The organism is Fodinibius sp. AD559, assembly GCF_052712805.1.
Genome location: NZ_JBQPVW010000001.1, coordinates 265531 through 289858 on the forward strand (window position 1 = coordinate 265531; position 24328 = coordinate 289858).

The following is a 24328-nucleotide window of genomic DNA, read 5'->3' on the forward strand; positions in this document are numbered from 1 at the left end:
TAGTTTAACATGCTATTCCCGCAGCATGTTCCGCAAATTGTTTTTATTTCCGTTAGATTCCGACTCTTCCGATACATTCTCGGCATCATCAAATTCTATACTTTCCTTTGGTGCCTCAATTTGGTTGGACGTTTCTTTGTTTGGAGAACCTTCAACGGAGTCATCGTCAGCGATAATTGCTTCCAGGTTTTGAATTCGACGCTGCGTATCCTTTTTATGCTCCATAAACGCTCGAGCCAACCGGTTAAATTGCTCTTCGGGAATGGAACTGTTGTTTCGGTCGATCCACTTCTTAGCTAGGTTAATAAGCATGGGAATGGCAATCATGCCAAGAATTGATCCAAAAACAATTGCTACAATTATAATATCTTCATTCATGATCGAACCCGGTCTTTTTGTTTAAGATCATTATTAAGGCTGCTGCCCGATGATGATGTTTCAATTTGACGATATTCCGGCTCTATATTTTCATTGTCATCTTCATCAGCAACAATGGCCTCAAGATTTTGAACGCGTTTCTGCATCTTATTCTTGTGCTGGTCAAATGTTTGCTGAAGCTCTTCCAGTTCATCTTTACTTATTGCTTCAGTTCCACTGTACCGATTGTCCATCCACTTTTTTATTAGTCCTGTAATACAACCAATTGCAACAATAGCTACAATAAATTCAGGTCCACTCATGATTTATTACGCTCTTTATCTGCAAGATTAGAAACTTCCTTCTTATTTTCCTCAACGCTTGAGGCTTCATCAATTTCAATTTCTTCCATACCTCGTCCCGCTCCTGTAGAAAAATCATCAGGTTCACCGGCAGCAATAGCTTCGAGGTTTTCGATCCGACCCTTTAAGGAATTAATCAACTTTCGGAGATCTTCGACTTCCTCTTCATTCTGTCGGCTGCGATCCTTCATCGACATTTTATTCTTCTGATACTCGATGATAAAGGCTCCAATAATTGCTACCAGCGGTATAAGTACCCAAATCCATGCTGCCATAATAAGCGTTATTTTAGTTAACCTTTTGTAATGTACTAAATCTCAATAAGATTGAAAGGTTTTATAACGATATTTTTGCTTAGTAGTTACGTTCGCCAAATATAGCCCGGCCCACTCTCAGCATGGTAGAACCTTCCTGAATGGCAATTTCCATATCATTTGTCATTCCCATGGAAAGTTCATCGAGCTGTATATTTTCTGTTTCAAAGCTGCGATGTTCATCGCGTATTTCTTTGAGCATTTTAAACTCGGGACGTACTTTCTCTACTTCTTCGGGATCTACAAATGTTGCCATTCCCATGAGTCCGCGTACTCGTACGTGGTCAAGGCCTTGTGCATATTCGAGGATTTCTTTCAAGTCCTCGGGGTTGCAGCCGCTTTTCTGTTCCTCACCGCTGATGTTAATCTGTATCAAGGTATTGATGACGCGATCAATACGGGAGGCCCGTTTTTCTATTTCACGAAGGTATTTGCTCTTTTCGATGGAGTGGATCCAGTTTACACGCTCAACCATATATTTAATTTTGTTAGTTTGCAGGTTGCCAACCATGTGCCACTGGATGTCCTCGTTCTCATAATCATCCATCTTATCCTGCAACTCTTTTGCCCGATTTTCACCAAAATGGATTTGTCCACAGCTATAAGCTGTTTTTATATCATCAAGTGGCTTCGTTTTGCTGACAGCAACGAGCGTAATTTCACTGGAATCGCGTTCGGCGCTTTCACAAGCTTGGGTTATTCTGTTTTGCAGTTCTTTAATATTGTTACAAATGTCTTCGGGCATAGAAAACCTGTTTTTAAATCTGTTTGGGTTATACTAAATGTTGATATTGAATAACGAACAACTAAGTGACACTTTAAAAATAAGCTTTTAAGAAAGCTATTAAAATGGTATTTTAGGAGTCTGAATTAAAGAATCAAAGGTAAATTGATAGTTCACACACTGAGTATTTTTTATTTCGACTCTGATATATTTTTACATCGCCTCAGGTGCTGTAGAACCGCAACTTTAAAGCACGGAGGCCGATAACCCAAATGAATATTCAGGTTCGGCATATATCCACCTTCCTAAATCAATGGGCTCCGCCCAGCACAAAACTCGACTACGATAATGTGGGTCTGCTCGTCGGCGATCCGCACCAGCAAGTGTCACGAGTTCTCACCTGTTTAGATATTACGCTGGATGTTGTTGATGAAGCGATTGCAAATAATTGTGATCTCATTGTCGCACATCATCCTCTCATTTTCAAAAGTATTGACAGCATCAACCCTACTAATGAACAGGGTAAGATCATTTTTAAGCTCATTAAAAATGATATAGGATTAATTGCCGCCCATACCAATCTTGATGCGGCTCTTGATGGAGTTTCTTTTGTGCTGGCAAAAGAGTTGGGACTCGAAAACTTGAAGTTCCTTGATAACAGCTACAACATCAGCCGAAAAATTGTATTGACAACCGGTCACTCCGAGAGTGACTCGGTACTAAAGCTATTGAACTACTATTCGGCTGAAGAAGCTCATTACTATAAGGTAGAGGGGAAGAAAGATCATCAGTTTACATACGAAGCTATTATTGATGAACACCATGTGGCTGATTTAGAGAAAGAGCTTGAAAAGAACGGACTGTTGCATCATGGTAATTTTCAGGTGATGGATGTTGCCAGCCCGTCGAAAAATGTAGGTATGGGGGTCGTTGGTTTTTATCGCGACAAGGGATTGACACAGCAACAATTTTTAGACACGGTAGCTGAGGCGCTTGATGTAAAAGCCGTTCGTTTTTCAGGATCCGCTGACCGCATTAAAAAAGTAGCTGTTTGTGGCGGTGCGGGGGTTTCACTTGCTGGAAATGCTATCGGCGAAGGTGCTCAGGCGTTTGTTACCGCCGATATTAAGTATCATGATTATTTTACTGATACAGAGAATTTTTTACTGGTCGATGTAGGCCATTACGAAAGCGAAGTGCCGGTGGTGTCGGCTCTTCAGCAAGAACTTACTGAAGCGTTTGAAGATTTGGAAGTTCTTGAAACCGAAGTAATCACCAATCCAATGCAGGTGTATTTGCCTGATGCTAAACAAAATCCGCAGGAATAAACGACGTAATCTAATCTATGGAAGAAGTACTACAACAATTAGCGAATCTTCAATATATCGACAGCAGAATAGACGAGCTTAAACAGCTGCGTGGCGATTTGCCGGAAGAAATTCTGGATATTGAAACTGACATCAATCGGCTGGAAGCTAAAATCAGTCGTCTTGAGGAAGAGAAGAAAGAGCTGAAGGTTGAAAGAGATAACCTCGAGCTGGAGATCAAGGATGCTGAAAACAAGATGGAAAAGTATGAAGAACAGCAGATGTCGGTGCGTAATAATCGTGAATATGATGCGCTCACAAAAGAGATTGAATCTCAAAAGCAGGTGATCGAAAACTCAGAATCTCGATTAGAAGAGATAGAAAAACGTCTTCAAGAAGTTGATCCTGAGATGGAAGAGCTTCAAGAAAAGCTTGATGATATTGAAGAGTTGCACGAAGAGAAGAAAGAAAACCTTAAGGAGGTAAAGAAAGATACGCAGAAAGAGGAAGACATGCTTTTAGAGAAGCGTGAAGAAGTCGAGGAAAATATTGACGAACGCTATCTGAAAAGTTATAAACGTCTTCGAAACGGTCTCTCAAACGGGCTTGCCGTGGTACCTATGGAACGTGGGGCTGCACTTGGTATGGCATTACCGCCACAGACGCAGGTTGAAGTGCGTAAAAAGAATAAAATCATTATTGATGAAAACAGTGGGCGTATTGTTGTGCATCCTTCATTTTTTGAGAATGCTAAAGAAGAGCTCACGCTGTAGAACGTTTTTTGTTAACTAACTGTTTTTAAGATGTACGACATGTATTATAATGTTGTGCATCTTTTTCGTTTATAATGGTATTATAGTCCTTTAAAGTAATGAAATTAGAGGGATGATCGGGCAATCGCCTCGACGTAAGTGTCGGGGAGGAAAGTCCGAACACCAACGAGCACCGTGCTTCCTAACAGGAAGATCCCGATTTTTTTTCGGGATAGCCAGTGCCACAGAAAATAGACTACCCCCGAGCAATCGGGGGGAAAGGTGAAAAGGTGAGGTAAGAGCTCACCGCTCCGGTGGTAACATTCGGAGGCAGGGTAAACCTCACGGGGTGCAAGCTCATGCAGGCTGTGCGCCGCTCGTCGCAATACAGCCGGGTAGAGTGCTCGAGCCCCGAAGTAATTTGGGGACCAGATAAATGATTGCCATCCCGACACAGTCGGGATACAGAATTCGGCTTATAGATCATCCCGAGAAACTATATCAAAAGGCCGTCCGAGCAGGACGGTCTTTTGTCTTTTAGGCTGTAATTAATGCTTTTGATCAGATGTGTATATTAGGATTAAAGTTTTCGAAAACCTCATATTCAACAGATTCCTTTCATAGAAGATGGACAAGTGTGTTTTAGGATTTTAAAACCAGTAAAAAAGTTTTGGTTCTGGACGAATATCTGTTGTCCCAAAAATATAAAGCTGTTTTTCTATTTCTTGGGAAGCTCAAATACCAAGCTGTTGCTTAAATTAATTGAAGATAGCTGGGAACTGGGTTGTCTAAAGCTTATTTTCTCACCGAACGTTTATGTGTAACCAAAAAATTTTATTGTAGATGGAGAAGTCAGAACTGCGCACTCGGCAGACCCCGCTAAAAAAGAAATATAAGACCAATCCCAAAGAAGGTGAAAGGACGCTCCATGTCGAAGGCAGGCTGGGGGAGGATATAGCATGTTTTGTGCCAACTAATGCCGGTGAAATAGAGGCAGGATTGCATCCGGCTACAGGAGGGGATGGTTCACAGGCCTGCTCTGGCGATATGTTGCTGGAAGCTTTGGTAGCTTGTGCAGGAGTAACGCTAAAGTCAGTAGCTACGGCAATGGAAATTGAGATTGAAGAGGGTACGGTTAAAGCGGAGGGCGTGCTTGATTTTCGCGGCACGCTGGCCGTGTCACAAGAAGCACCGGTGGGATTTAAAAGTATCGATATGCATTTCGATTTGAAGACCGACGCAGTAGAGAAAAAGATTAAAAAACTTATTGAGCTCACCGAACGGTACTGCGTAATCTATCAAACGCTGAAAAACAGTCCGAAACTCAAGACTAACGTCAAGATTTGAGATAAGCCGCAGGATCTTGCTGATAAAATTCTGTGAACTGATGGTATAGTTTGGGATGCTTACGTTTTAGCTCCTTTGGTTTTTCAAAAAAAAGCTCTGTGACTACGGCAAAAAACTCTGCCGGGTTGGTGGCACCATAGTCATCGATAAGCGTTTGCTGGTTTTGTTCGATGGATTTCAAAAATTGTTCATATTCGCTACCTATGATCCGGGCCCAGGATATAAAATGGGAGTTGTTATGGTCTTGTTTTATCTGGTCGGTTGCTCCATATTCGTAGTCCAGCTGGTGGGCAAATTCGTGGAATACGAGATTTTGTCCGTCACGAATATCGGAGACGCCTTGCTGAACTTCATTCCAGGCTAAAACAACATAGCCATGCGACCATGCTTCTCCGTGACGTTGTTCAAACCCCTCCTCGACAAAAATACCGTTATTCCGGTGTTTAACTTTAGCCACATATTTTTTGGGATATACAAGCACCGAGCGCAAATCCTCATAAAAGTAGGAGAGGTCTTCGCTACCCAGTAGAAGTATGGAGGCCTGGGCAGCAATAGAAATTCGAATCTCATCTGTAATTTCAAGGTCGGCACATCCTTCAAAACGCTTTTCGTTCAGAAATATTTGTGTTAATCCGACCAGCTTTTCTTGCAAGTGGGATGGCAAATGATGGTAGTAGGGGACATTCTTTTTTAGGATGGCAAGCTGGTTCTCCGGAAAACTTTTCTTCAGTAGACGTTTTCGCCACCATTTTTTAAACCCGAACATGGCATAGTCGGTTACATATTAACTTTGTAGGTACCTTTATACTTGCGTTCCAGCTCGCGTCTGGTATCGCGTTCTTTAATATCTTCTCGCTTGTCATGTTTTTGTTTACCACGTGCCAGTCCCAGTAAAATTTTGGCGTATCCTTTTTTAAAATAAAGCTTGAGGGGTACAAGCGTGTATCCCTTTTGGGATACAGCTTTATCAAGCTCACCAATTTCTCTTTTGTTTAGCAGCAGCTTGCGTTCACGTCGCTCATCGTGGTTGGTGTACGAAGCCTCCTTATACGGTTTAATATACATGTCCCGCAGAAATACTTCCCCATCTTGCAGGTATGCAAAAGACTCGCTGAGGCTGGCATTACCATCGCGGAGTGATTTCACCTCACTTCCCCGTAAAACGATACCGGCTTCGTAGGTTTCTTCAACATGATAATCGTGCCGTGCTTTACGATTTTTTATAGTTGGATTGGAGTTGTTGGACATGTTTGGGGTTGACTGATATGTTTTATTGAAAATATCTCATATAATTCAATATAAGCTTTAACTGGGTCGTGTAAAAAGGCAGAAGGTAAAAGTGAGACGAAAGGTTATCTCCGTTCACTTTTGCCGTTTCAAGTCTGCCTTCTCCTAATAATCAAACCCCAGTTTATTTAGCTCTGCGACAATATCTTCACCGGGCGATTTGTCGGGCATGGTTTGGTAAATACCCATAATTTGCTGGATCTCTTTTCGTGCTTTCTGGTTATCAGGATTTAATTTGAGCACCTCAATATATTGTTCGAGTGCAGAGGTCATTCGATCGCGCATGGTGCTGTCTTCAGGGCCTCGATACTCCAGGTACAGTCCATAATTGAGATATGTCTTTTCTTTAAGCTTGGGGATATCCGCATCCGATTGTTGAGGATCTGTATTTGTTAAGATATCCAAAGCCTGAGTATAGTTATCCTCGGCGATGAGCTGATTTACCCGTTCAGATACATTCTCAGGGGTTTTGTTTGAGCATGAAATAAAAAACAGGGCAACAATTGATAGAAATAGGTAACGCATCAAAATAGAGGGATTAGGTTTTGCGGTTAAATCGAGTAAAGATAGCGATTTTTAAATTAAATATAGTGGGTTAGGACTGATGCAGAGAACAAAGATAGCCATACTGAGCCATCCAAGAAATTTGCGGGTGGGATCAAGCTCACGTTCGCGCAGTGCCGGGGGATGTTCAATCCCTACAAAATAAGCGATAAAAAATGACCAGACGACCCAGATCAGTGATCCCGCGGTTGTAAGGTTACCAACAACGAAAAATAAATATAAAGCTGTTACTCCAAGTGAGGCTGTAAAGACTGGTATTATCCACTCGAAATCGTTTCGGAATGCTTTGCGCAGCAGCATCATCAATACACCGCCCCAAATGACCCAGCTTAGTAGCCCATAGGGATAAGCAAATTCGCCAAGTGATAAATGGATAAAGGGTACTGCTTCGGTTCCTCCCAGCGTAATGAGCACAGCAAAGAAGATTCGTGCAACAATTTTGTGTTTTTTAAATCCGATTAGTGAGTACAGAATATGTCCGCCGTCGAGCTGACCAATAGGTGTAAGGTTGAGGGCCGTAAAAAAGAGTCCCAGCCATCCTGCGAATAAAAAGGGATAGTGATACATCTCCCACATAGGCGGGACATTCTCAAAAAAAGAAGCCAAAAGTCCATAGAGCAGCGTATCACCGACAATCAAGACATTGCCATTGGTTTCTTGCAGAGGATTATCGGGAAAGACGCCGTATTGGGCGACGTATTCTTTGACGGCTTCGTGACCTGCGAAATTTTGTATAAATGAGGGATCGGGCAGGGTAGAAAATCCATAGAGTAAAACGCCAAGGGAGACAGCAAAACCAGCCAATGGCCCAGCAGCTCCCACATCGAACATTTTATAAGTATCGTTAATTTTTTGTTTAATGCGGATGACGGCTCCCACCGTGCCAATACCCAGCGGGATTGGAATAAAGTAGGGCAGTGTTACTTTAATATGATGGTAAAGTGCGGCAAAATAATGGCCGAATTCGTGCACGCCCAAAAACCCTAAAAGGAGTCCGGAGAAAAGAAGTCCGCGATAAAAGTCGGATAGAGAAGGAAGTGCCAAGGGAAATGGTACGGGATTAAAACCTACAAAGCCGGCTCCGGCCAGCGAAACCGTAAGAACGGTGATCAAAAATAAAGATAGATGTTTGGTTACCGTTTTGGGATCAAGATCGCGCTGCATGGTTTCCCAAATGGTAGGCTCGGGGGTAAAGTCGCTGATTTTAAATTTAGTTGTCTCGGTGGTGGGTTTGTTATCCAAAGGTGCTGCAGTGTTTTAAGATTCTCTTGCTATGGGCATGGTCATACAACGAGCGCCGCCGCGACCCCGACAGAGTTCGTGCCCTAAAAAGCTAATGGCAATTTTTTTGTCTGTAGGATCAAAGGGGATATCGCCGTATTCCTCAATAAATTCGTATTGATTCATTAGTTGATAACCATGTTCCTTCAACTCGTTAAAAGTATTTGTGTTTCGTTCGTAGCCTACAATAACACCGGGCGCTATTGCAAAAACGTTAGCACCGTCGGTCCATTGCTCACGAAATTGATTGGTGCGCTGGGATCCTCCGCAATTGATAAACGTTAAGTCACGATCCAACAGTTCCTCAAGGGCTTTTCTTAATGAAGGCTTGGATTCCGAAATGATGGACCCATTTTGGGATCGCAGAGCAACCACGTTATTGCTGCGTTCGGTAATAGCCGGCGGAAAAACCACACATTCGGTTTCGCTGGCAAAGGTAAAAATGGTATCCAGATGCATGGAAGAACGCTGCTTAGGGATATCTACGGCAAGCACATGTTCAATGCCTTGCTCCAGTAATCCTTCGGTAGCATTCATTAATCCGCTGAATGAGGTCCGTTGACTCATGCCTATAAGCACGACTTTATCTGAGGCAACAAGCACATCGCCACCCTCGATAGATTCCTGATCGGAAATTTTTATTGTTTTTTCTTTAATCCCCTCAAATAGCGGGTGAAACTTAATTAGTGTTTCCATGAGTACCGCTTCCCGAACGCGGGCTTTTTTTGCGGGACGTGATAAGAGAATGCTCTCGTTTACAACGGCTGCCAGATCACGGGTAAACAAGAGGTTAGGGGTGGGATGCATGTTAAAGTCAGGAATGGAAGGTGTTGCCCCGTCAATCACAAAGCGCAGTAGTTCATCGCCTGAGAGAATAAGTAAACTTTGTTCAATGGCTTTAAGGTTTTCTTCCGGCAGGCGGTTAATCAGTTTCTCAATAAAATATGCTCGAGCATCCTCAGTATTCAGGGCCTGGCCAAATAGATCTGTAATTTCATGGATTTCTCCGTCTTTGGGCATGGCTGTTTTAAAAACTTTGAGCATGTCCAAGTGTTCCTGGCGGGCGTCATTTTCAAAAATAATATCATCAAAAAGGAGCTCGTCTTTGAGCTCGGGATTAACCAGTGAAACCTCTTTGCCGGGAGTGTGGACAATAACGCTTTTTAATAATCCGGTTTCGGACGTTACAGATAGCTTCATGTATATTTTTTATTAAGTAGATTAAAAAAATGGCCGATAAGGATATAACACATGGCCAAATATACGTTTTGAACGGGCAATATTTAAATTGAGATTTAGGTAGATAATTCGAAAACTTTTTCTCTATTTTAATCGCACGATTTAATGGTCAAAGCTGTTTAAAAATAGTAATCAGATGGCGTAAGAATTTATCCCCAAAATAATGTCAGCAAAAAAGTCAGAAATTGAATCGCTTGTTTATTTATTGGATGACCCCGATCCCTTCGTAAAATCACAAGTTCGCAATCGTTTGTTTGAGCTTGGTGAAACGGCAGTGCCACTGCTCGATCAACAGAAAAGTGAAACCAGTGATGTAGAAGCGCGGGAGCTCATCAATGAGATAATCCAGCATATAACCTTTGGGAGTGTGGAGCAGGATTTTATGGATGTGCTCGAAGGCGGGCTTTCGAGTATGAAACAGCTGGAAAATGCCGTGTTTATTTTATCGCGATTTGATAACCCCACGCTGCGCGAAAGTGAATACAAGAAAAAGCTCGATCGTTTTGCGGATATGATTGCTGATGACGTCCGTTATTCGCTCAGTGAGACTCAGAAAATGCGTAAGGTTCTCAACTTTGTATTTGAGGATCTGGAATTCAGTGGAAGTACGAATGACTATTATAACCCGCATAATTCATATTTGAATCGCGTAATTGATCGGCGGGAGGGTTTACCTATTTCGCTGGCTCTAATCGTGTTGTTTCTTGGACGCCGATTGGATCTTCCCTTTTATGGAATCAATATGCCAATTCATTTTATGATGAAGTACAAAACGGCAAATGAAGAAATTTTGATTGATCCCTTTGATCATGGAAAAGTAGTTACCTACGATCAATGTTATTATTTTTTGAAGCAGAATGGGGTAGAGCCCAAGACCGAGCATTTTATGAGCAGCAGCGAAGAGGATATTCTTGCTCGCTGCATCCGGAATATCATCAACAGTTATGAAAAGCAGGGTAAGCTGGATACGGTAGAGAGCCTGAAAAAACTATTGAATACCGTTGAGATTATGGTTCGCTGACAACGTTTTTACGAAATTTAATCGTGATTAAATTTTGAACTCTGTATATAATTAATGATCTTACAAAGCGCCTTTTTAGGCGTCTCTCTTGATGAATAGTGGAGGCCCTACCTTGATCGGTGGGGTCTTTCTTTTTGAGCCCTTTCTTTTGTGGAGAAGCAATTGTTTTAGAGTTTAAACCCAAACGCATCTTTCTCTTCGTTGGCAAACTCAAAAGGATTGATTTGTTCTGCCAGATCATAAAATGAGATCGCCTCTTCTTTATTACCACTAAATTTGTGGATATCGCCGGCCAGTTTATAGAGCATCGGATTTGCAGGTGCGTGATCCATCAGCTCTTTTAGCATAGGTATAGCCTCGTCAAGGTCTTTGTTTTCAACAAGGATAGCCAAACGGTATAAATCGGCGCGCAGCGATTCGTTTTGTGGTTTAAGTTGATTGAGGTAGTGTGTGCAGCGCGAGTAAATGTTGCGGTTGAAATAAAAGCGCACCAGTTGATAAATGAGTGATGTAGGAATATTAATATTTTTGAGTTTGTCTTCGAGGCGACGCATAATTTCCCGCTCTTCCATTACCATAAACAGGTGCACAAGCTTGCAGAGTGTTTCATCGTCGTGCTGGGTGTTCAGGATTTCAGTTTTTAGCTCATCGGTAAAAAGCCGCTCAAACTGCTGCTGAATTTTGGGTTCTGGGAATAATGGATTTACAAGATCATCGAGCGCTAACAGCTGGTCGAACGTACTGAGCGACTTGAGTTCATCTTCGGAAAAGACTTCGATATTCCATTTTTCATTAAAATAGGACACATTTCTCCAATATTGTTCGCTTTCGGTATCCAGATCCAGTGAAAATGTGGTAGTGCCGAAATGATGCTTGACCTGAACATGTGGAGCAATTCCGACTTTAAAATCCTTAGCACGCGCCTGGAAGCAGAGATCGATATCTTCAAAAAACGCCAGCTGGTAGGCCTTATCCATCTTTAAATTAGCATCTGTGCGCAGCATCATGCAAAAACTGTCAAGATATTCTGTGCGAAGAAAATCGGGATCCTCTTCTTGAACATTTTGGGTTGATTGATCGGGATTGAGGGTTTTGTCTGTTGTTGGACCGATGACAGCATATTTGGGATGAGACTCCATCAAGTCCCGAAGCTGAGCTATGGCGTCATCAACGAATTCAATGTCGTTGTGGATAATACAGGCATAATCCCCATTTACCTTTTCCATCGCTTGATTTACAGAGGCGGCAAAGCCCGCATTCTTTTTATTAGTGATGACCCGGCAGTTTAGAAAGTTTCGTTCTTTGAGCTCATCCAAGTAATCGTGGGTATTATCCAAACTGGCGTTGTCAACGACAATGAGCTCGAGTTGAGAGGTATCGCAATGCTCTGAAACCGAAAGTAGGCAGTGTTCAAGGGCGGGTTTACCGTAGGTGGTTGTTGGTATTATCAGACTTGTGGTAACATCTTCGGGATCAGCAGGTTGATGCGGTTCAGTAGCGGATTGTTTCTTTGGCTCTTGTTTTTCCTCTTCTTTTTCCTGCTTTTCTGATTTTGAAACCTGGTGCTTGAGTTCCGATGCCTCTACATATCGACGCTTTTTTTCGAGGATCTTAATTTTGAGATTACGTGCCCCACTATGACTCGGATTATTTTCCAGCACTTCCCCGATAAGTTCCAGTGCCGAATTAAACCGACCATCCTGCTTCATCTGAACTGCTTCATTAAGCAGGTCGTTATCATAGGATTCCTTAGATTTAGCAGAGAGATTTTGAAGGGGTTGAAGGATTGTTTCTCGCATTTGTCCGCCGTAATCGGCTCGACGAAGCAAGGTCAGCAGTAGTTCTTGTCGAAGATTAAAGTCCGGTTCCGGAGCTTCAAAAAGGCTGCTTGGGGTAAACCAGCTTTTGGGACTTTTGATCGAGGAAATGTCATCGAGCCGGGCTGCCAGTTCAAGCCCGTGGAATTCCTTTAGATAGGGATTAAAGAACCGGTTACCGGGTGACAGGGCTGATAAATCCCAGATAAAAGAGCCGTTTTGTGGCAAGTTCTTTTGTGAAATAAGATTGATCCACTCTTCATAACCGGTTGGAAGCGTATGGTTTTGAAGCGCCAACACACTATCGGTTGATTCGGTGAGCTGCTCCAGCCGGAGACTTAACTGTTCAGTATTAATTTCAGAAATAGTCTGCGGTGCCCAGAAAAGTCGCCCGTTCCGTTGGGATAAGATTTCATTCAATGAGTTGCCCAATCCCGCTGGCTTTTCGTGGGTAAAATAGAAAGTTTGTTCATGTTGATAGTAGTCCAGAACCGATTGAATAACTTCATCACTGTTGTCGGTAGATCCGTCATCAACAATAAAAAGTTCAAAGGGGATACCCGAAATTTCGTAGAGTGATGTCAGTGTAGATTCGATAACATCCCGATGATTTTGCACGATGATAGATACCGTAAGCAGCGGCTTATTTGGCATAAGTATGCAACCCGAGTGTGAGTGTTAATTTGCTGAAATATACGAGGTGAGAGATAAAAGGCGAAAAGTATTCATTAGTGTAAGAACCTTCGTAATACTAAAGTTTTAGAAGCGGCTAAATTTATTGGATATATTTTTTTATACTGATTTTTTACAAAAATAAAGGAGAACCCAACGACAATTTTTATGAATACTATTAAAAAGAGAGTGCTGGTTTTATTCACTATTTCAGTGATAGTTTTTTTACAGGGATGCGGACCGCTGGAATCGGTATCAGGAGATCGATCGATGACATACGAGGAGGATTTTGATACGATGGTAGAAACGGTGGAGCAGGCCATTCGAGGTCGATCATTAGAGGTAAACTACAGTCGAAAGTCAGATGATGGAAATCGATATTTTGTGACATTTCATGCTACTTCATATGTCAATACTCAGACCCAGGCTAGTGATGAAGGTGAGATTATTATAGAACGCTTGGAAGATAATAAGACGAAGATAACAATAAATAATCCAGAATATGAACCTACGGTTCCCAGTCATCATCGAAAAAAATACGATAAAGAGTTAAAAGAAAAGATCGAAAAAATACTGGGACAGTCATGATATCTGTTTAAATATAATTTTTTGTCAGATATGTTTTGTAACAAATAGGTTCTGAAAAACTCCTGTTTAACTCGATTGACCGTGGGAAAAGTATGTTCTGATAATACGGGATCAATAAATACAGAAAGTAAAAATAATTTTAGGGCTTAATAATGGCCACGGAGAAGGGTTCGCGCATTTCCAGTGAGGGAATGGACAAAAAAATTAAAAAAAGCAGCTGGGACAAGAAACAACTGGGGATGCTTTTCGGAGGGCTGGCTATTCTTGCAGTTTTTGTATACAGCTTTGTTTTTATGGATACACGGTCCACCTTAAATGTGGATCGGGAAATCATAAATATTAGTACGGTTCAGCAAGAATCCTTTCAAGAGTTTATTCAGGTTACGGGCACAGTGCAGCCTATTCAAACCATGTACCTGGATGCGGTAGAGGGTGGAGTGGTCGATGAGATTTATAGAGAGTCTGGAGCGATGGTAGAGCGGGGGGATACGATTATTGTTCTTTCCAACTCTGATTTACGTCTCAACGTTTTACAACAGACCTCCGCTATTTATGACCAAATTAACCAAACACGAAATTCTCGTCTCAATATTGAGCAAAATACATTGAGTCTGAAAGAGCGGTTAGCTCAGGCAAAAAAACAGCTGGAAATTACGAAATCTAATTATGAGCGCGAGAAGAAGTTATACGAGCAAAATCTTATCGCCGAGCAGCAGTTCTTGGAGACACAAGAAAATTATGACTATCAGCAAAAGCGATACGACTTGATTTATGAATCCTTCAAACAGGATTCTATCAAATCGAGCCAGCAGATTCGCCAGATCGATCAATCGTTGGAACGAATGTGGACGAGCTTAGAAGCAGTACAGAACATTTTAGATCGACTGGTAGTGACGGCTCCCATATCGGGACAACTATCTACCATTGAGCTAAATCCCGGGCAATCTATTTCATCCAGCGAGCGGATTGGGCAAGTCGATATTTTGGATAACTACAAAGTTCGTGTACAAATAGATGAGTATCATCTTTCCAGAGTTACGACGGGCCTGAAAGGCACATTTGATTATAACGGTAATACCCACCAGCTGGAGATTGCCAAGGTATATCCGGTTGTGGAAAACGGACAGTTTAAGGTAGATATGGAATTTACCGAACAGGTTCCCGGTGATCTTACTCGTGGACAGACGCTCCGCATTCAACTTATGCTCGGGGAATCGGGATCTACATTAGTATTGGATAGAGGCGGATTTTATCAAAAGACTGGTGGGAACTGGATCTATAAAATTACAGAGGATGGTGATAAAGCGGTGAGGCATGACATCCGATTGGGCAGGCAGAACCCAAATTATTTTGAAGTGCTATCCGGCCTGGACGAGGGAGATCGAGTGATAACCTCTAATTACAGTTCTTTTGGCGAAAATGAGGTATTAAACATAGAGGAATGATGCTAATACTTGAAACCTTAATACATTAGACTATGATCAAGACAAATAATTTTAAAAAGGTATATACCACTGATGAAGTTGAAACAACAGCTCTTAATGGCATAGATTTGGAAATAAGTGAAGGAGAGTTTTGTGCTGTTATGGGTCCATCGGGATGTGGGAAGTCGACGCTGCTAAATATTTTGGGGCTGCTTGATAATCCCACAGAAGGCACCTATGAGTTTCTGGATTATGAAGTGTCTGATAAGTCAGAACGCGAGCGAGCCCGACTCCGCAAAGGGAATATCGGGTTTGTATTTCAGAGTTTTAACCTAATTGACGAGCTTACCGTTTTTGAAAATGTAGAGCTTCCGTTGCTGTATCTGGGGATGCCTGAAGATGAGCGCAAAGAAAAAGCAGAAGCTGCTATCGATCGTATGAATATGGTGCATCGACAGAATCACTTTCCACAGCAGCTTTCCGGTGGTCAGCAGCAGCGCGTAGCTATTGCTCGTGCAGTTGTGGCAAATGCCAAATTAATTCTTGCCGATGAACCTACCGGCAATCTGGATTCCGACCACGGAGATGAAGTGATGAAGCTTTTGGCAGAGCTTAACGACCAGGGCACGACTATTGTGATGGTGACCCACTCACCACACGACGCCGGTTATGCTGAGCGAACGATAAACCTCTTTGATGGACAAATAGTACAAGAAGAAGTGGAAGAAGGATTTCACGTGTAGGACAAACTCATTTAGTATTTGTATTTATCTCACAATCGGAACCTTATGAGCGCATTTATCCTTCAATAAACTGATACATCACAAGTTTAGCAGGACAAAATAAATTATTGAGATTGTGAGAATATTCGTCAGTCCTATCAAATGGGCAGGATATAGCATACTATTAACTTTTTTGATTGGTATTCATGGTGTTGATGCCCGGTCGGTATCTCCGGCAGATTCTGTATCCCTTCAGCAAATCCAGCATAGTGCTACTTCCATTCACTCCGTTACCAGCTTATTGATTCAGCAAGACGGTGAGCAGTTGGCCAAATTCTATTTTAGGGGGATGGAAGAAGGTGAAACCACGAATATTAAATCCGCATCGAAAAGTATCATCTCTTTGCTTGTTGGAATTGCTGTAGATGAAGGATATATCGAGTCAATAGAACAACCTATTCGGTCCTATTTTGAGAATTATTTTAACGCCAACCCCGATTCTGTAAAGGAAATGATCACGATTGAAAATTTGCTGACGATGCGATCAGGGCTGGAAACCACCAGCTTTCATAACTACGGGCGCTGGGTAATAAGTGATAACTGGGTCGAATTCGCTTTGGATCAGCCGCTGGAAAAACAACCCGGCGGTGATATGGCCTACAGTACCGGCACCTCACATTTGTTATCCGTAATTATAAGTAAGGCCACAGGAATGACTACCAAGTCGTTTGCAGAAAAACAGCTTTTCGGGCCGATGGGTATAAAGGTGGGCGGCTGGGATCGCGACCCGCAGGGGTATTATATGGGTGGAAATAATATGGCGTTAGCACCTGAGGATATGGTCAAAATTGGCCAAATGATGTTGAATGATGGCGTTTATAATGACAAAAGAATTATATCCAGGGATTGGATTGTCGATTCATTCAAAACCTATACCCGCAGTAATTTTAACCCCTATAACTATGGATATATGTGGTGGAATAAACCGGTTGGTGATTACAAGGTTTATTTTGCCTGGGGATATGGCGGACAGTATATCTTTATAATTCCCAACCTCAATGCAACAGTAGTGTTAACCGGTGCGCTCGATAATGCAACACAGTCTCGAAGCTATAAAGAGCCGGTTTTTGATCTGCTTCGCGAACAGATTATTCCCTACCTGAGATCTTTAAAATAACAGCTCATTAAATTGTCTTAATATAGAGGTTAATTTTGTAACAAATTGGGGTGGTGTAGCTCTTTATATTACATCTTCGGCAATATTCTTGAGAGATAATTGAGTTTTAGAAGTTTAGAAGGCTATGATTAAAAATTATTTGAAAATTGCTTTTCGTAATTTGGGCAAGCGAAAGGGGTTTGCATTCATTAATGTATTGGGATTGGCAATAGGCATTGCCAGTTGTCTGCTTATTGCAGCTTATGTGTTGCATGAGCTCAGTTATGATCAGTTTCATAAAAAATCTGATCGCATATTCCGAGTAACACAAACAACGGAAACCTCCTCCAAGAACGAATCTGGTGCTACTACGCCTTTCCCCGTAGGTCCGACATTACAAAATGATTTTTCGGGTCAGATAGAAAAAACGGTTCGTTTTTTTGATATGCAGGAAGAAGTACGAACTATTCTGAATGCCCAGACCGAAGAATCATTCCGTGTAGACCATTTCTATGTGGTTGATTCTACTTTTTTTGATGTCTTTACTGCCGATCTTGTCCGTGGAAATCCACAAACGGTACTCGATGAGCCGATGTCGGCGGTAATTACCGAAGAGCAGGCGCGCCGCTTTTTTGGGAATCAGAATCCCATCGGTAAACAGCTGACCTTTAAAGGGGTCGAAGATTTTACGGTAACAGGCATGATGAAAGCCTTACCCGAAACGTCACACTTCCAGGTTGATATGTTAGTGTCATTTAACAGCTTGCCTAAGTTATATGGAACCCGTGATTTTTTGGAGCGCTGGTTCTGGAATCCCTGCTGGACATACGTGCTGCTTAAAGAAGGTGTTGCTCCACAAGCATTGGAGTCGCAACTTTCTGGTTTTGTAGATAAAAACTATGCTGATCGCGAAGAGGGAGAAACAATTACGTTGAGTCTGCAATCGCTCACCGATATTCACCTTTATTCCAATCTGGATCAGGAGATGGAAGCTAATGGCTCCATTTTTTATGTGTATCTGTTTACCGCAGTGGCTATACTGATCTTGGTTATTGCAGCCATCAACTTTATGAATCTGAGTACTGCTCGTTCCACCGAAAGAGCTCGGGAGGTTGGGATGCGAAAGGTGCTGGGAGCCCAACGAAAGCAGCTTTTTGCGCAATTTTTGGGAGAGTCGATGCTGATAACAGGATTAGGATTTTTGACGGCACTTTTTTTGGTCTATCTGTCATTACCTTGGTTTAATCAATTTTTAGGTATGTCACTGGGAGCTGAAGTCATAACGAACGGGAAGGTGATTGGCGGCTTATTGGTTTTATTTATTGTAGTGGCGTTACTCGCTGGCTTATATCCGGCGTTATACTTATCAGGGTTTAAGCCTACATCTATAATGCACGGGTCTAAAGGAACGCAAAGTGGTGCGGGAGAAAAGCTGCTGCGCAAGGGATTAGTGGTATTACAGTTTACCCTTTCGGTGACTTTAATTATTGGTACTATTATCGTCTATTTACAGTTGCAACATCTGCAGAATAAAAAAATGGGTTTTGCTCAGGAGCAGGTTGTGGTGATGCCGATTACACAAACGCTTATTGCATGGGAGTTTGATCAGTTTAAAGAAAAAGCGCTTAAAAGTTCTCATATTAAAGGTATTACCGGAGTGAGCAAGATTTTGGGATCTGACAGCCAGTTCTTTTCAAAATATTCGCCTGCAAACCAGCCCGATGCGCCGCCAACAAATATGACGCTCCACGTAAAGCACGATTTTCTTGATACCTATAATATCAAATTGCTGGCCGGGCGTGACTTTTCCCGCGATTATTCCGCGGATGCAGAGAATTCCATTTTGATTAACAAGGCAATGTTGAATCAAATTGATGCCGAAACTCCGCGCGATGCGTTGGGAACACGATTTTATTATACTACTGCTGAGAGTGAGCGCAAGGCTTTTGAAGTGATTGGTGTCGTTGATGACTTTAATTATACCTCCATCAAGAAAGAGATCTCTCCATTGGTGATTAACTTGGTGAAGGAAGGACGTCCAACGGTTAGAAATATCGAATACGCTACAGCAAAACTGGCAGTGGGAAGTACTCAAAATGGGATTGAGGATCTCAGAACGGTCTGGAAAGAGGTCAACCATATAGATCCGTTCACATACTTTTTTCAGGATGAAAGACTGCAAGAAATATATAAGTCCGAAGCACAAATGAGCAGCGTTTCTGGCTTTTTTACCCTGTTATGTATTTTGGTGGCGTGCCTGGGACTTTTTGGACTCGCTTCTTATACGGCCTCTCGAAGAACGAAAGAGATTGGAATCCGAAAAACGCTGGGAGCTACCGTTCCTAATATTGTAGCACTTTTGTCAAAGGATTATCTGAAGCTAATCGTGATTTCAAACATTATAGCTTGGCCGGTTATTTATTATCTGGCAGTGCAGTGGTTGCAGGAGTTTCCCAACCGGATAGAACTGGGATGGAATCTTGCAGCGATCTTTGTGATGGTAGGAGTTGCTACGATTGTAATTGGACTGCTGACCGTAAGTTATCAATCCCTTCGTGCAGCTCTTATTAATCCTGTTGATAGCATTCAGCAAGAGTAGTTTTATTATGCTTACCTTTTATCTTGGATAAGGCTTGTGCTGTTTCTACCACGCTATGGGATCGTATTTTTGGAACCATGCTGCCGGAAAAGTAAATTCCACAGAACGGTTTTTGATGCTGTTTCGTTAAAATAATAAACGGTGCTAATGTAATATCTAACTTTTTCGCATGGGAATCCGAAAATATCATATTGGATGTACCGGTTGGAGCTTAAAAGATTGGATCGGTAACTTTTTTGCCGATGATGCCAAGCCGGATGATTTTCTAAAGCAATATTCTTCGGTTTTTAATGCGGTAGAAGGGAACACTACGTTTTACAATATTCCTTCGAGAGAGACTTTGATAAAATGGAGAAAAGCTACACCGGACGGATTCAAATTCTGTTTTAAGTTTCACCGGTCAATTACTCATGAAAAACGTCTGGATGATGTTGAGGATGAGATTCTAAACTTTATTGAGACTTTTGATCCCATTGCCGATCGGTTAGGCCCATTTCATATTCAGTTACCACCCAATTTTTCCCCGGATGAATTCTTGCGGTTGGAAAACCTTGTTAGCCTTTTGCCCAGTTCCTATCATTATGCAGTAGAAGTTCGCCATCCCGATTTTTTTAATCACGGTCGCCAAGAGCACCGCTTAAATCGGTTGCTCAAAAGCTACAGCATTGACCGTGTCATTTTTGATACGCGGAAACTACATGCTATGAAATCAGAGGAGTCTTCGGTGCTGGAGGCGAAAAAGAAGAAGCCGAAAGTGCCGGTTCGTTTTGATAATACGGCGGCTCGTCCCTTTGTGCGTTTCGTGGGATCCAACGATCCCGTTGGAAACGAGCCTTATTTAAAAGAGTGGGCGATTGTGGTGGCCGACTGGATTAAAGAAGGGCTGCATCCCTATGTATTTATCCATACACCGGATAAAGTGAGTCAGCCCAAGAATGCCCGGCGATTTCATCAATTACTGTCTGATTTAGTTGAAATGGATCCAATGCCAGCTTGGCCTATCGATCGACAAAGTAAACAGATGAATCTGTTTTGATTGACCTTTTATCAGAGGATTTAACTTGTCATCTGGTGAATAACAAAAGTTATAAATACATAGTGATGTTTTCTTTTAATAGATGGGAAGTTGTATTGTAGGGTGATATATGCTCGAAATTTCCTTATCTTTACAGGCTTTTTGAATATCCAACTCTGAGATCATTTCATGTCCAAGACTGATACCAAAACAAACCAGCAGCAAGAAATTATAGAAGAGGCTAAGCGCCGGCGTACTTTTGCCATTATTTCGCATCCCGATGCGGGTAAAACAACGCTCACCGAGAAGTTGCTTCTGTATGGTGGGGCGATACACGAAGCGGGATCAATCCGTCAGCGTAAGGCCAACCGCTATGCGGCCTCCGACTGGATGGCTATCGAGAAGGAGCGAGGTATTTCGGTAACATCATCGGTACTACGATTCGAAAAAGATGGCATTAAATTCAACCTGCTGGATACACCGGGCCACAAAGACTTTTCCGAGGATACCCTGCGGACACTGGTTGCCGCCGATACGGCGCTGATGGTTATTGATGTCGCCAAAGGCGTTGAGGAGCAGACCGAGAAGCTCTTTGAAGTTTGTAAGATGCGCGAAATTCCCATTATCACTTTTGTAAACAAATGCGACCGCCCGGGACTGGAGCCGCTGGAAGTAATCAGTAATATTGAAAACCAGTTGGGTATTGAACCTGTTCCCGCTTCCTGGCCGTTGGGCTACGGACGTGATTTCCAAGGTATTTATGATCTGATTGGCAAGAAACTGCATCTTCAGAAAAAGGAAGAGCACGGGGCTAAAAAGGCCGAGACTGAATTGTATGATTTAGAAGAGGGAATCGAGGAAGCACGACTTTCTGATTTTGACAAGGAGAAGTTTCGCGAAGAGGTAATGCTGACCGAGGATATGATGGATATGATGGATGATGAAGCTTTTGCCAACGGTAAGGCAACGCCCGTATTTTTCGGTTCGGCGCTTAATAATTTTGGACTGGATGTGTTTTTGGATTATTTCTCAGAGCTGGCGAATCCTCCGCAGCCTTATCAGGATGAAAGCGGTGAAGACCGTGATCTGGATCGCGGATTTTCAGGTTTTGTTTTTAAGATGCAGGCCAACATGAATCCCGATCACCGCGATTGTGCGGCCTTTTTTCGGATTACATCCGGAAAGTTTGAGCGCGGACTCCAGGTTACCGAAAGCAATACAGGTAACAAAGTAAAGATGTCTACCCCGCATACATTGATGGGCGATGAGCGTAATATTCTGGAAGAAGCTTATCCCGGTGATGTAGTGTCGTTATTTAATCCCGGTTCGTTTCGTATTGGTACAACGATTTACAGCGACGATCCTGTAAAGTTTGATGTAATTCCACTCTTTACTCCGGAACACTTTATGAAAGTTTCCACCAAGGATCCCTTTAAGCGAAAACAGTTGCGCGAGGGACTCAAGCAGCTGGCTGAAGAGGGGGTTGTGCATGTTTTTGAAGTTCCCGATGGCGTTGGGAATGAGTTGTTGCTTGGAACGGTGGGCGCCCTTCAGTTTGATGTGGTAAAACATCGTATGTCAACGGAGTATAATACCGAGCTGCATATGAATTCGGTTTCCTATCACGCGGCGCGCTGGCTGAGTGATGATCAAGAGGTTAGCGATAAGCTGGAGAACAGCTACTCGACCCACGTGACCACGGATATGGAGGGGAATCCCATCGTACTTTTTGATAGTGGTTATGCTCTTAACCAGGCAGAAGAAAAAGTAGGTGCTGAGAACCTCTTCAAGTTTAAGCAAGGCTGATTATAGTCGTGAGATATGAGATTCTCACTACTCAAATCTCACGACTAATAATTTACTAGATTACTTTCCTCCGTTTGCCTGCAGATCTTGAATACAAGCTTCATCAAGAGAAGGAACATCTCCACTTATATTCTGGAAAATATCACCGGTTCGTACCGAAGGTGCCATCAAGCATTCATCGTTTGTACAATGGGCGCTGCCCTCCGTTTTATGATCGGATTGTGTAGGCGTACCGTTACCGACTAATCCCATGTTGTGTCCAACTTCATGACGTAATGCCGTACTTTCAACCTGTTGTTCGTTGGGGCTTATAGGACCAGAACTACTTATATTGTCAATTGCTTCCCCAAATAGAGCCATTGAGGTATTCCAATAAGCGATCCCTAATACATTGGAGTTCTGGGTATATTCTCCATCAACAATTACAATGTAAGCATGAAGGGTATTGCTACCGGCTTCGGTATAATTATCACGCTCATCTTCTTCTATGGTGGTAATCATATCTGTAGAATAGGGGCCGTCACCGCGAGCAGGAATTTCACTGGTATTAATAGTAATATTGTTTTTATTGAGTCGGTCACTCAAGAAGGATTCTAAGCTATTAACTGCTTCTGTTGTTGGTTTATGTCCCTCCATATAATCCATTTCGATTTCGATATTGCCATAGGAGTCACTTTGTAAGAAATATTCGGCCGACTCTCCAGGTGCAGCTTTGCTGTTAAACTCTTCTCGTGCCGGATCCCCTGGATCAGTACTGGAATCAGAACAACTATTGATGAAAACGGCCAGCGAAAAACAAAGAATAAAAAGTGATAATCGTCTAAATAATTTCATAACAAGAATATCTGTATAAAATTCAGTTTAAGTTAATGCAAGTTAGTTTCGATGAATTTCAATACTCATTACTCAAAACTATCTTCCCCCGTTACCTCTTAAATCAGCAATACAATTTTCATCAAGAGGCGTAATTTCTTCATCTCCTACCGTATTGCCAATTAAGTCGGTAGTTTGTGTAGCATAATACATCAGGCATTGGTCGTTATCACAGTGATTGCCCTGATCTTGATCTCGGTGCGGTTTCTGCATATCGGTGCCCGAATTAGGGATATCAACAAGTCCAAAAAGATGTCCAAATTCATGTCGGAATGAGATGGCTCATAGCCCGGCATGTAATCCACTTCTACAACCAGATGTGTAAAGTTCGAATCAGCCAGAAAATCATTAGCAGAAGTTCCCGGATTTTGCACATGCGAATAGGATTGTCCGGATTTTTCATTAGCAGGTCCTGTTGAATCTACGCAGGACTGAAAAATAAATACAAGAAAAATTGCTATAATTATTGTTGGTGAGTATGACCCGCTTCGCTCCATAAAAACAGCTTAACACATTAACAATTCGTGAACTTTAATTAAATGGACCCTAAATAAAAAAGTTTCATCTATAAGTATGGATGATGTTGAACAAATAATTGATAGGTTGAATTTATATCCCCACCCGGAAAGAGGATACTACAGGGAGACCTATAAAAGTGGTCAACAAGTGAGGATGTCGGATGGTGTACAGCGATCCGCAGGAACGGGGATTTATTTTTTGCTAACAAAAGGAGTTTTATCTGATTGGCACCGTGTGCGATGGGACGAGCTGTGGCATTTTTATGACGGCGATATGCTGATTCTGGAAGTAATTGACCAAGATGGAGAGTTAAATAAGCTAAAACTTGGTGATACGTTTGCCCAAGGAGTTGAATTTCAGCAGTTGGTATCTCAAAATAACTGGCAACGTGCCTACAGCACTGGTAATTATTCGTTAGTGGGGTGTACGGTAAATCCCGGATTTGAGTTTGAGGATTTTGAGATGATAGAGCCCGAAAAACTGGCTAAGGAATACCCCGATTTATCGGATGAGATTTTAAGTAGCCCTATATAAAACCTTGTTTAGCAATAGATTTTTGTATCCCAAAGAATCGTAGAGTAA

24 protein-coding genes and 1 other RNA gene are annotated in these 24328 nt (G+C 42.2%); 13 read left to right on the forward strand and 12 right to left on the reverse strand.

Annotated elements, in window-relative coordinates:
* Positions 1–12 precede the first annotated feature (12 nt).
* The 4 genes from ACQ4LT_RS01235 to ACQ4LT_RS01250 form a co-directional block, all read right to left on the reverse strand.
* Positions 13–378, reverse strand: a complete 366-nt coding sequence (locus tag ACQ4LT_RS01235; RefSeq protein ID WP_445664181.1) for a hypothetical protein — start codon at positions 376–378, stop codon at positions 13–15.
* Positions 375–680, reverse strand: coding sequence for a hypothetical protein (locus tag ACQ4LT_RS01240; RefSeq protein WP_445664182.1), 306 nt, complete (start codon positions 678–680; stop codon positions 375–377). Before ACQ4LT_RS01240 ends, ACQ4LT_RS01235 begins: the two co-directional genes overlap by 4 nt.
* A complete protein-coding gene (locus tag ACQ4LT_RS01245; RefSeq protein ID WP_445664183.1) occupies positions 677–994 on the reverse strand; it encodes a hypothetical protein in 318 nt (105 codons plus the stop codon). The genes ACQ4LT_RS01240 and ACQ4LT_RS01245 overlap by 4 nt, the downstream gene beginning before the upstream one ends.
* Before the next feature lie 79 nt (positions 995–1073).
* A complete protein-coding gene (locus tag ACQ4LT_RS01250) occupies positions 1074–1778 on the reverse strand; it encodes a YggS family pyridoxal phosphate-dependent enzyme (RefSeq protein ID WP_445664184.1) in 705 nt (234 codons plus the stop codon).
* Between the two features lie 251 nt (positions 1779–2029).
* Between ACQ4LT_RS01250 and ACQ4LT_RS01255 the strand changes: the two genes are divergently transcribed.
* From ACQ4LT_RS01255 to ACQ4LT_RS01270, 4 genes are all read left to right on the forward strand, one after another.
* The gene (locus tag ACQ4LT_RS01255) at positions 2030–3085 is read left to right on the forward strand and encodes a Nif3-like dinuclear metal center hexameric protein (RefSeq protein ID WP_445664185.1); all 1056 of its coding nucleotides are present in this window, start codon (positions 2030–2032) and stop codon (positions 3083–3085) included.
* Positions 3086–3102: 17 nt separating this feature from the next.
* Positions 3103–3837: a zinc ribbon domain-containing protein gene (locus ACQ4LT_RS01260; RefSeq protein ID WP_445664186.1), complete on the forward strand. Its 735-nt coding sequence runs from the start codon at positions 3103–3105 to the stop codon at positions 3835–3837.
* Positions 3838–3945: 108 nt separating this feature from the next.
* An RNA gene (rnpB, locus tag ACQ4LT_RS01265) (RNase P RNA component class A) lies at positions 3946–4311 on the forward strand.
* Positions 4312–4659: 348 nt separating this feature from the next.
* On the forward strand, positions 4660–5163 hold the full coding sequence (locus tag ACQ4LT_RS01270; RefSeq protein ID WP_445664187.1) for an OsmC family protein: 504 nt from the start codon (positions 4660–4662) through the stop codon (positions 5161–5163).
* On the opposite strand, the gene ACQ4LT_RS01275 is transcribed toward ACQ4LT_RS01270, so the two are convergent.
* From ACQ4LT_RS01275 to ACQ4LT_RS01295, 5 genes are all read right to left on the reverse strand, one after another.
* Complete coding sequence (locus ACQ4LT_RS01275; RefSeq protein WP_445664188.1) at positions 5153–5929, reverse strand: M90 family metallopeptidase; 777 nt, start codon at positions 5927–5929, stop codon at positions 5153–5155. The genes ACQ4LT_RS01270 and ACQ4LT_RS01275 overlap by 11 nt on opposite strands.
* Positions 5930–5940: 11 nt before the next feature.
* Positions 5941–6411: an SsrA-binding protein SmpB gene (gene smpB, locus ACQ4LT_RS01280; protein WP_445664189.1), complete on the reverse strand. Its 471-nt coding sequence runs from the start codon at positions 6409–6411 to the stop codon at positions 5941–5943.
* 144 nt (positions 6412–6555) lie between these two features.
* Positions 6556–6975, reverse strand: a complete 420-nt coding sequence (locus ACQ4LT_RS01285) for a hypothetical protein (RefSeq protein WP_445664190.1) — start codon at positions 6973–6975, stop codon at positions 6556–6558.
* 51 nt (positions 6976–7026) lie between these two features.
* Positions 7027–8256, reverse strand: coding sequence for a site-2 protease family protein (locus ACQ4LT_RS01290; protein WP_445664191.1), 1230 nt, complete (start codon positions 8254–8256; stop codon positions 7027–7029).
* A gap of 15 nt (positions 8257–8271) precedes the next feature.
* Positions 8272–9495: an arginine deiminase gene (locus ACQ4LT_RS01295; protein ID WP_445664192.1), complete on the reverse strand. Its 1224-nt coding sequence runs from the start codon at positions 9493–9495 to the stop codon at positions 8272–8274.
* A 202-nt stretch (positions 9496–9697) separates the two neighbouring features.
* Between ACQ4LT_RS01295 and ACQ4LT_RS01300 the strand changes: the two genes are divergently transcribed.
* Complete coding sequence (locus ACQ4LT_RS01300; RefSeq protein WP_445664193.1) at positions 9698–10555, forward strand: transglutaminase family protein; 858 nt, start codon at positions 9698–9700, stop codon at positions 10553–10555.
* Between the two features lie 167 nt (positions 10556–10722).
* Here the strand turns inward: ACQ4LT_RS01300 and ACQ4LT_RS01305 are convergent, their stop codons facing one another.
* On the reverse strand, positions 10723–13026 hold the full coding sequence (locus tag ACQ4LT_RS01305) for a glycosyltransferase (protein ID WP_445664194.1): 2304 nt from the start codon (positions 13024–13026) through the stop codon (positions 10723–10725).
* Between the two features lie 186 nt (positions 13027–13212).
* Here ACQ4LT_RS01305 and ACQ4LT_RS01310 point away from each other — a divergent pair, with 186 nt between their 5' ends.
* From ACQ4LT_RS01310 to ACQ4LT_RS01340, 7 genes are all read left to right on the forward strand, one after another.
* A complete protein-coding gene (locus ACQ4LT_RS01310; RefSeq protein WP_445664195.1) occupies positions 13213–13632 on the forward strand; it encodes a hypothetical protein in 420 nt (139 codons plus the stop codon).
* Between the two features lie 152 nt (positions 13633–13784).
* On the forward strand, positions 13785–15077 hold the full coding sequence (locus ACQ4LT_RS01315) for an efflux RND transporter periplasmic adaptor subunit (RefSeq protein WP_445664196.1): 1293 nt from the start codon (positions 13785–13787) through the stop codon (positions 15075–15077).
* Between the two features lie 32 nt (positions 15078–15109).
* A complete protein-coding gene (locus ACQ4LT_RS01320) occupies positions 15110–15799 on the forward strand; it encodes an ABC transporter ATP-binding protein (protein WP_445664197.1) in 690 nt (229 codons plus the stop codon).
* 115 nt (positions 15800–15914) lie between these two features.
* Complete coding sequence (locus tag ACQ4LT_RS01325) at positions 15915–16955, forward strand: serine hydrolase domain-containing protein (protein ID WP_445664198.1); 1041 nt, start codon at positions 15915–15917, stop codon at positions 16953–16955.
* Between the two features lie 124 nt (positions 16956–17079).
* Positions 17080–19533: an ABC transporter permease gene (locus ACQ4LT_RS01330; protein WP_445664199.1), complete on the forward strand. Its 2454-nt coding sequence runs from the start codon at positions 17080–17082 to the stop codon at positions 19531–19533.
* Between the two features lie 169 nt (positions 19534–19702).
* A complete protein-coding gene (locus ACQ4LT_RS01335) occupies positions 19703–20569 on the forward strand; it encodes a DUF72 domain-containing protein (protein ID WP_445664200.1) in 867 nt (288 codons plus the stop codon).
* 168 nt (positions 20570–20737) lie between these two features.
* Positions 20738–22354 (forward strand): peptide chain release factor 3, encoded by a 1617-nt coding sequence (locus ACQ4LT_RS01340; RefSeq protein ID WP_445664201.1) that lies wholly within the window; start codon positions 20738–20740, stop codon positions 22352–22354.
* A gap of 60 nt (positions 22355–22414) precedes the next feature.
* On the opposite strand, the gene ACQ4LT_RS01345 is transcribed toward ACQ4LT_RS01340, so the two are convergent.
* Complete coding sequence (locus ACQ4LT_RS01345) at positions 22415–23188, reverse strand: hypothetical protein (protein WP_445664202.1); 774 nt, start codon at positions 23186–23188, stop codon at positions 22415–22417.
* Between the two features lie 78 nt (positions 23189–23266).
* The gene (locus tag ACQ4LT_RS01350) at positions 23267–23440 is read right to left on the reverse strand and encodes a hypothetical protein (RefSeq protein WP_445664203.1); all 174 of its coding nucleotides are present in this window, start codon (positions 23438–23440) and stop codon (positions 23267–23269) included.
* 360 nt (positions 23441–23800) lie between these two features.
* Here ACQ4LT_RS01350 and ACQ4LT_RS01355 point away from each other — a divergent pair, with 360 nt between their 5' ends.
* Positions 23801–24280: a cupin domain-containing protein gene (locus tag ACQ4LT_RS01355; protein ID WP_445664204.1), complete on the forward strand. Its 480-nt coding sequence runs from the start codon at positions 23801–23803 to the stop codon at positions 24278–24280.
* Positions 24281–24328 lie beyond the last annotated feature (48 nt).

Coding starts and splice junctions, on each gene's coding strand:
- ACQ4LT_RS01255 (WP_445664185.1), top strand. CDS start 2,030: ATGAATATTCAGGTTCGGCATATATCCACCTTCCTAAATCAATGGGCT.
- ACQ4LT_RS01295 (WP_445664192.1), bottom strand. CDS start 9,495: ATGAAGCTATCTGTAACGTCCGAAACCGGATTATTAAAAAGCGTTATT.
- smpB (WP_445664189.1), bottom strand. CDS start 6,411: ATGTCCAACAACTCCAATCCAACTATAAAAAATCGTAAAGCACGGCAC.
- ACQ4LT_RS01235 (WP_445664181.1), bottom strand. CDS start 378: ATGAATGAAGATATTATAATTGTAGCAATTGTTTTTGGATCAATTCTT.
- ACQ4LT_RS01345 (WP_445664202.1), bottom strand. CDS start 23,188: ATGAAATTATTTAGACGATTATCACTTTTTATTCTTTGTTTTTCGCTG.
- ACQ4LT_RS01335 (WP_445664200.1), top strand. CDS start 19,703: ATGGGAATCCGAAAATATCATATTGGATGTACCGGTTGGAGCTTAAAA.
- ACQ4LT_RS01275 (WP_445664188.1), bottom strand. CDS start 5,929: ATGTTCGGGTTTAAAAAATGGTGGCGAAAACGTCTACTGAAGAAAAGT.
- ACQ4LT_RS01260 (WP_445664186.1), top strand. CDS start 3,103: ATGGAAGAAGTACTACAACAATTAGCGAATCTTCAATATATCGACAGC.
- ACQ4LT_RS01285 (WP_445664190.1), bottom strand. CDS start 6,975: ATGCGTTACCTATTTCTATCAATTGTTGCCCTGTTTTTTATTTCATGC.
- ACQ4LT_RS01315 (WP_445664196.1), top strand. CDS start 13,785: ATGGCCACGGAGAAGGGTTCGCGCATTTCCAGTGAGGGAATGGACAAA.
- ACQ4LT_RS01340 (WP_445664201.1), top strand. CDS start 20,738: ATGTCCAAGACTGATACCAAAACAAACCAGCAGCAAGAAATTATAGAA.
- ACQ4LT_RS01350 (WP_445664203.1), bottom strand. CDS start 23,440: ATGCAGAAACCGCACCGAGATCAAGATCAGGGCAATCACTGTGATAAC.
- ACQ4LT_RS01240 (WP_445664182.1), bottom strand. CDS start 680: ATGAGTGGACCTGAATTTATTGTAGCTATTGTTGCAATTGGTTGTATT.
- ACQ4LT_RS01320 (WP_445664197.1), top strand. CDS start 15,110: ATGATCAAGACAAATAATTTTAAAAAGGTATATACCACTGATGAAGTT.
- ACQ4LT_RS01310 (WP_445664195.1), top strand. CDS start 13,213: ATGAATACTATTAAAAAGAGAGTGCTGGTTTTATTCACTATTTCAGTG.
- ACQ4LT_RS01270 (WP_445664187.1), top strand. CDS start 4,660: ATGGAGAAGTCAGAACTGCGCACTCGGCAGACCCCGCTAAAAAAGAAA.
- ACQ4LT_RS01300 (WP_445664193.1), top strand. CDS start 9,698: ATGTCAGCAAAAAAGTCAGAAATTGAATCGCTTGTTTATTTATTGGAT.
- ACQ4LT_RS01245 (WP_445664183.1), bottom strand. CDS start 994: ATGGCAGCATGGATTTGGGTACTTATACCGCTGGTAGCAATTATTGGA.
- ACQ4LT_RS01250 (WP_445664184.1), bottom strand. CDS start 1,778: ATGCCCGAAGACATTTGTAACAATATTAAAGAACTGCAAAACAGAATA.
- ACQ4LT_RS01355 (WP_445664204.1), top strand. CDS start 23,801: ATGGATGATGTTGAACAAATAATTGATAGGTTGAATTTATATCCCCAC.
- ACQ4LT_RS01305 (WP_445664194.1), bottom strand. CDS start 13,026: ATGCCAAATAAGCCGCTGCTTACGGTATCTATCATCGTGCAAAATCAT.
- ACQ4LT_RS01330 (WP_445664199.1), top strand. CDS start 17,080: ATGATTAAAAATTATTTGAAAATTGCTTTTCGTAATTTGGGCAAGCGA.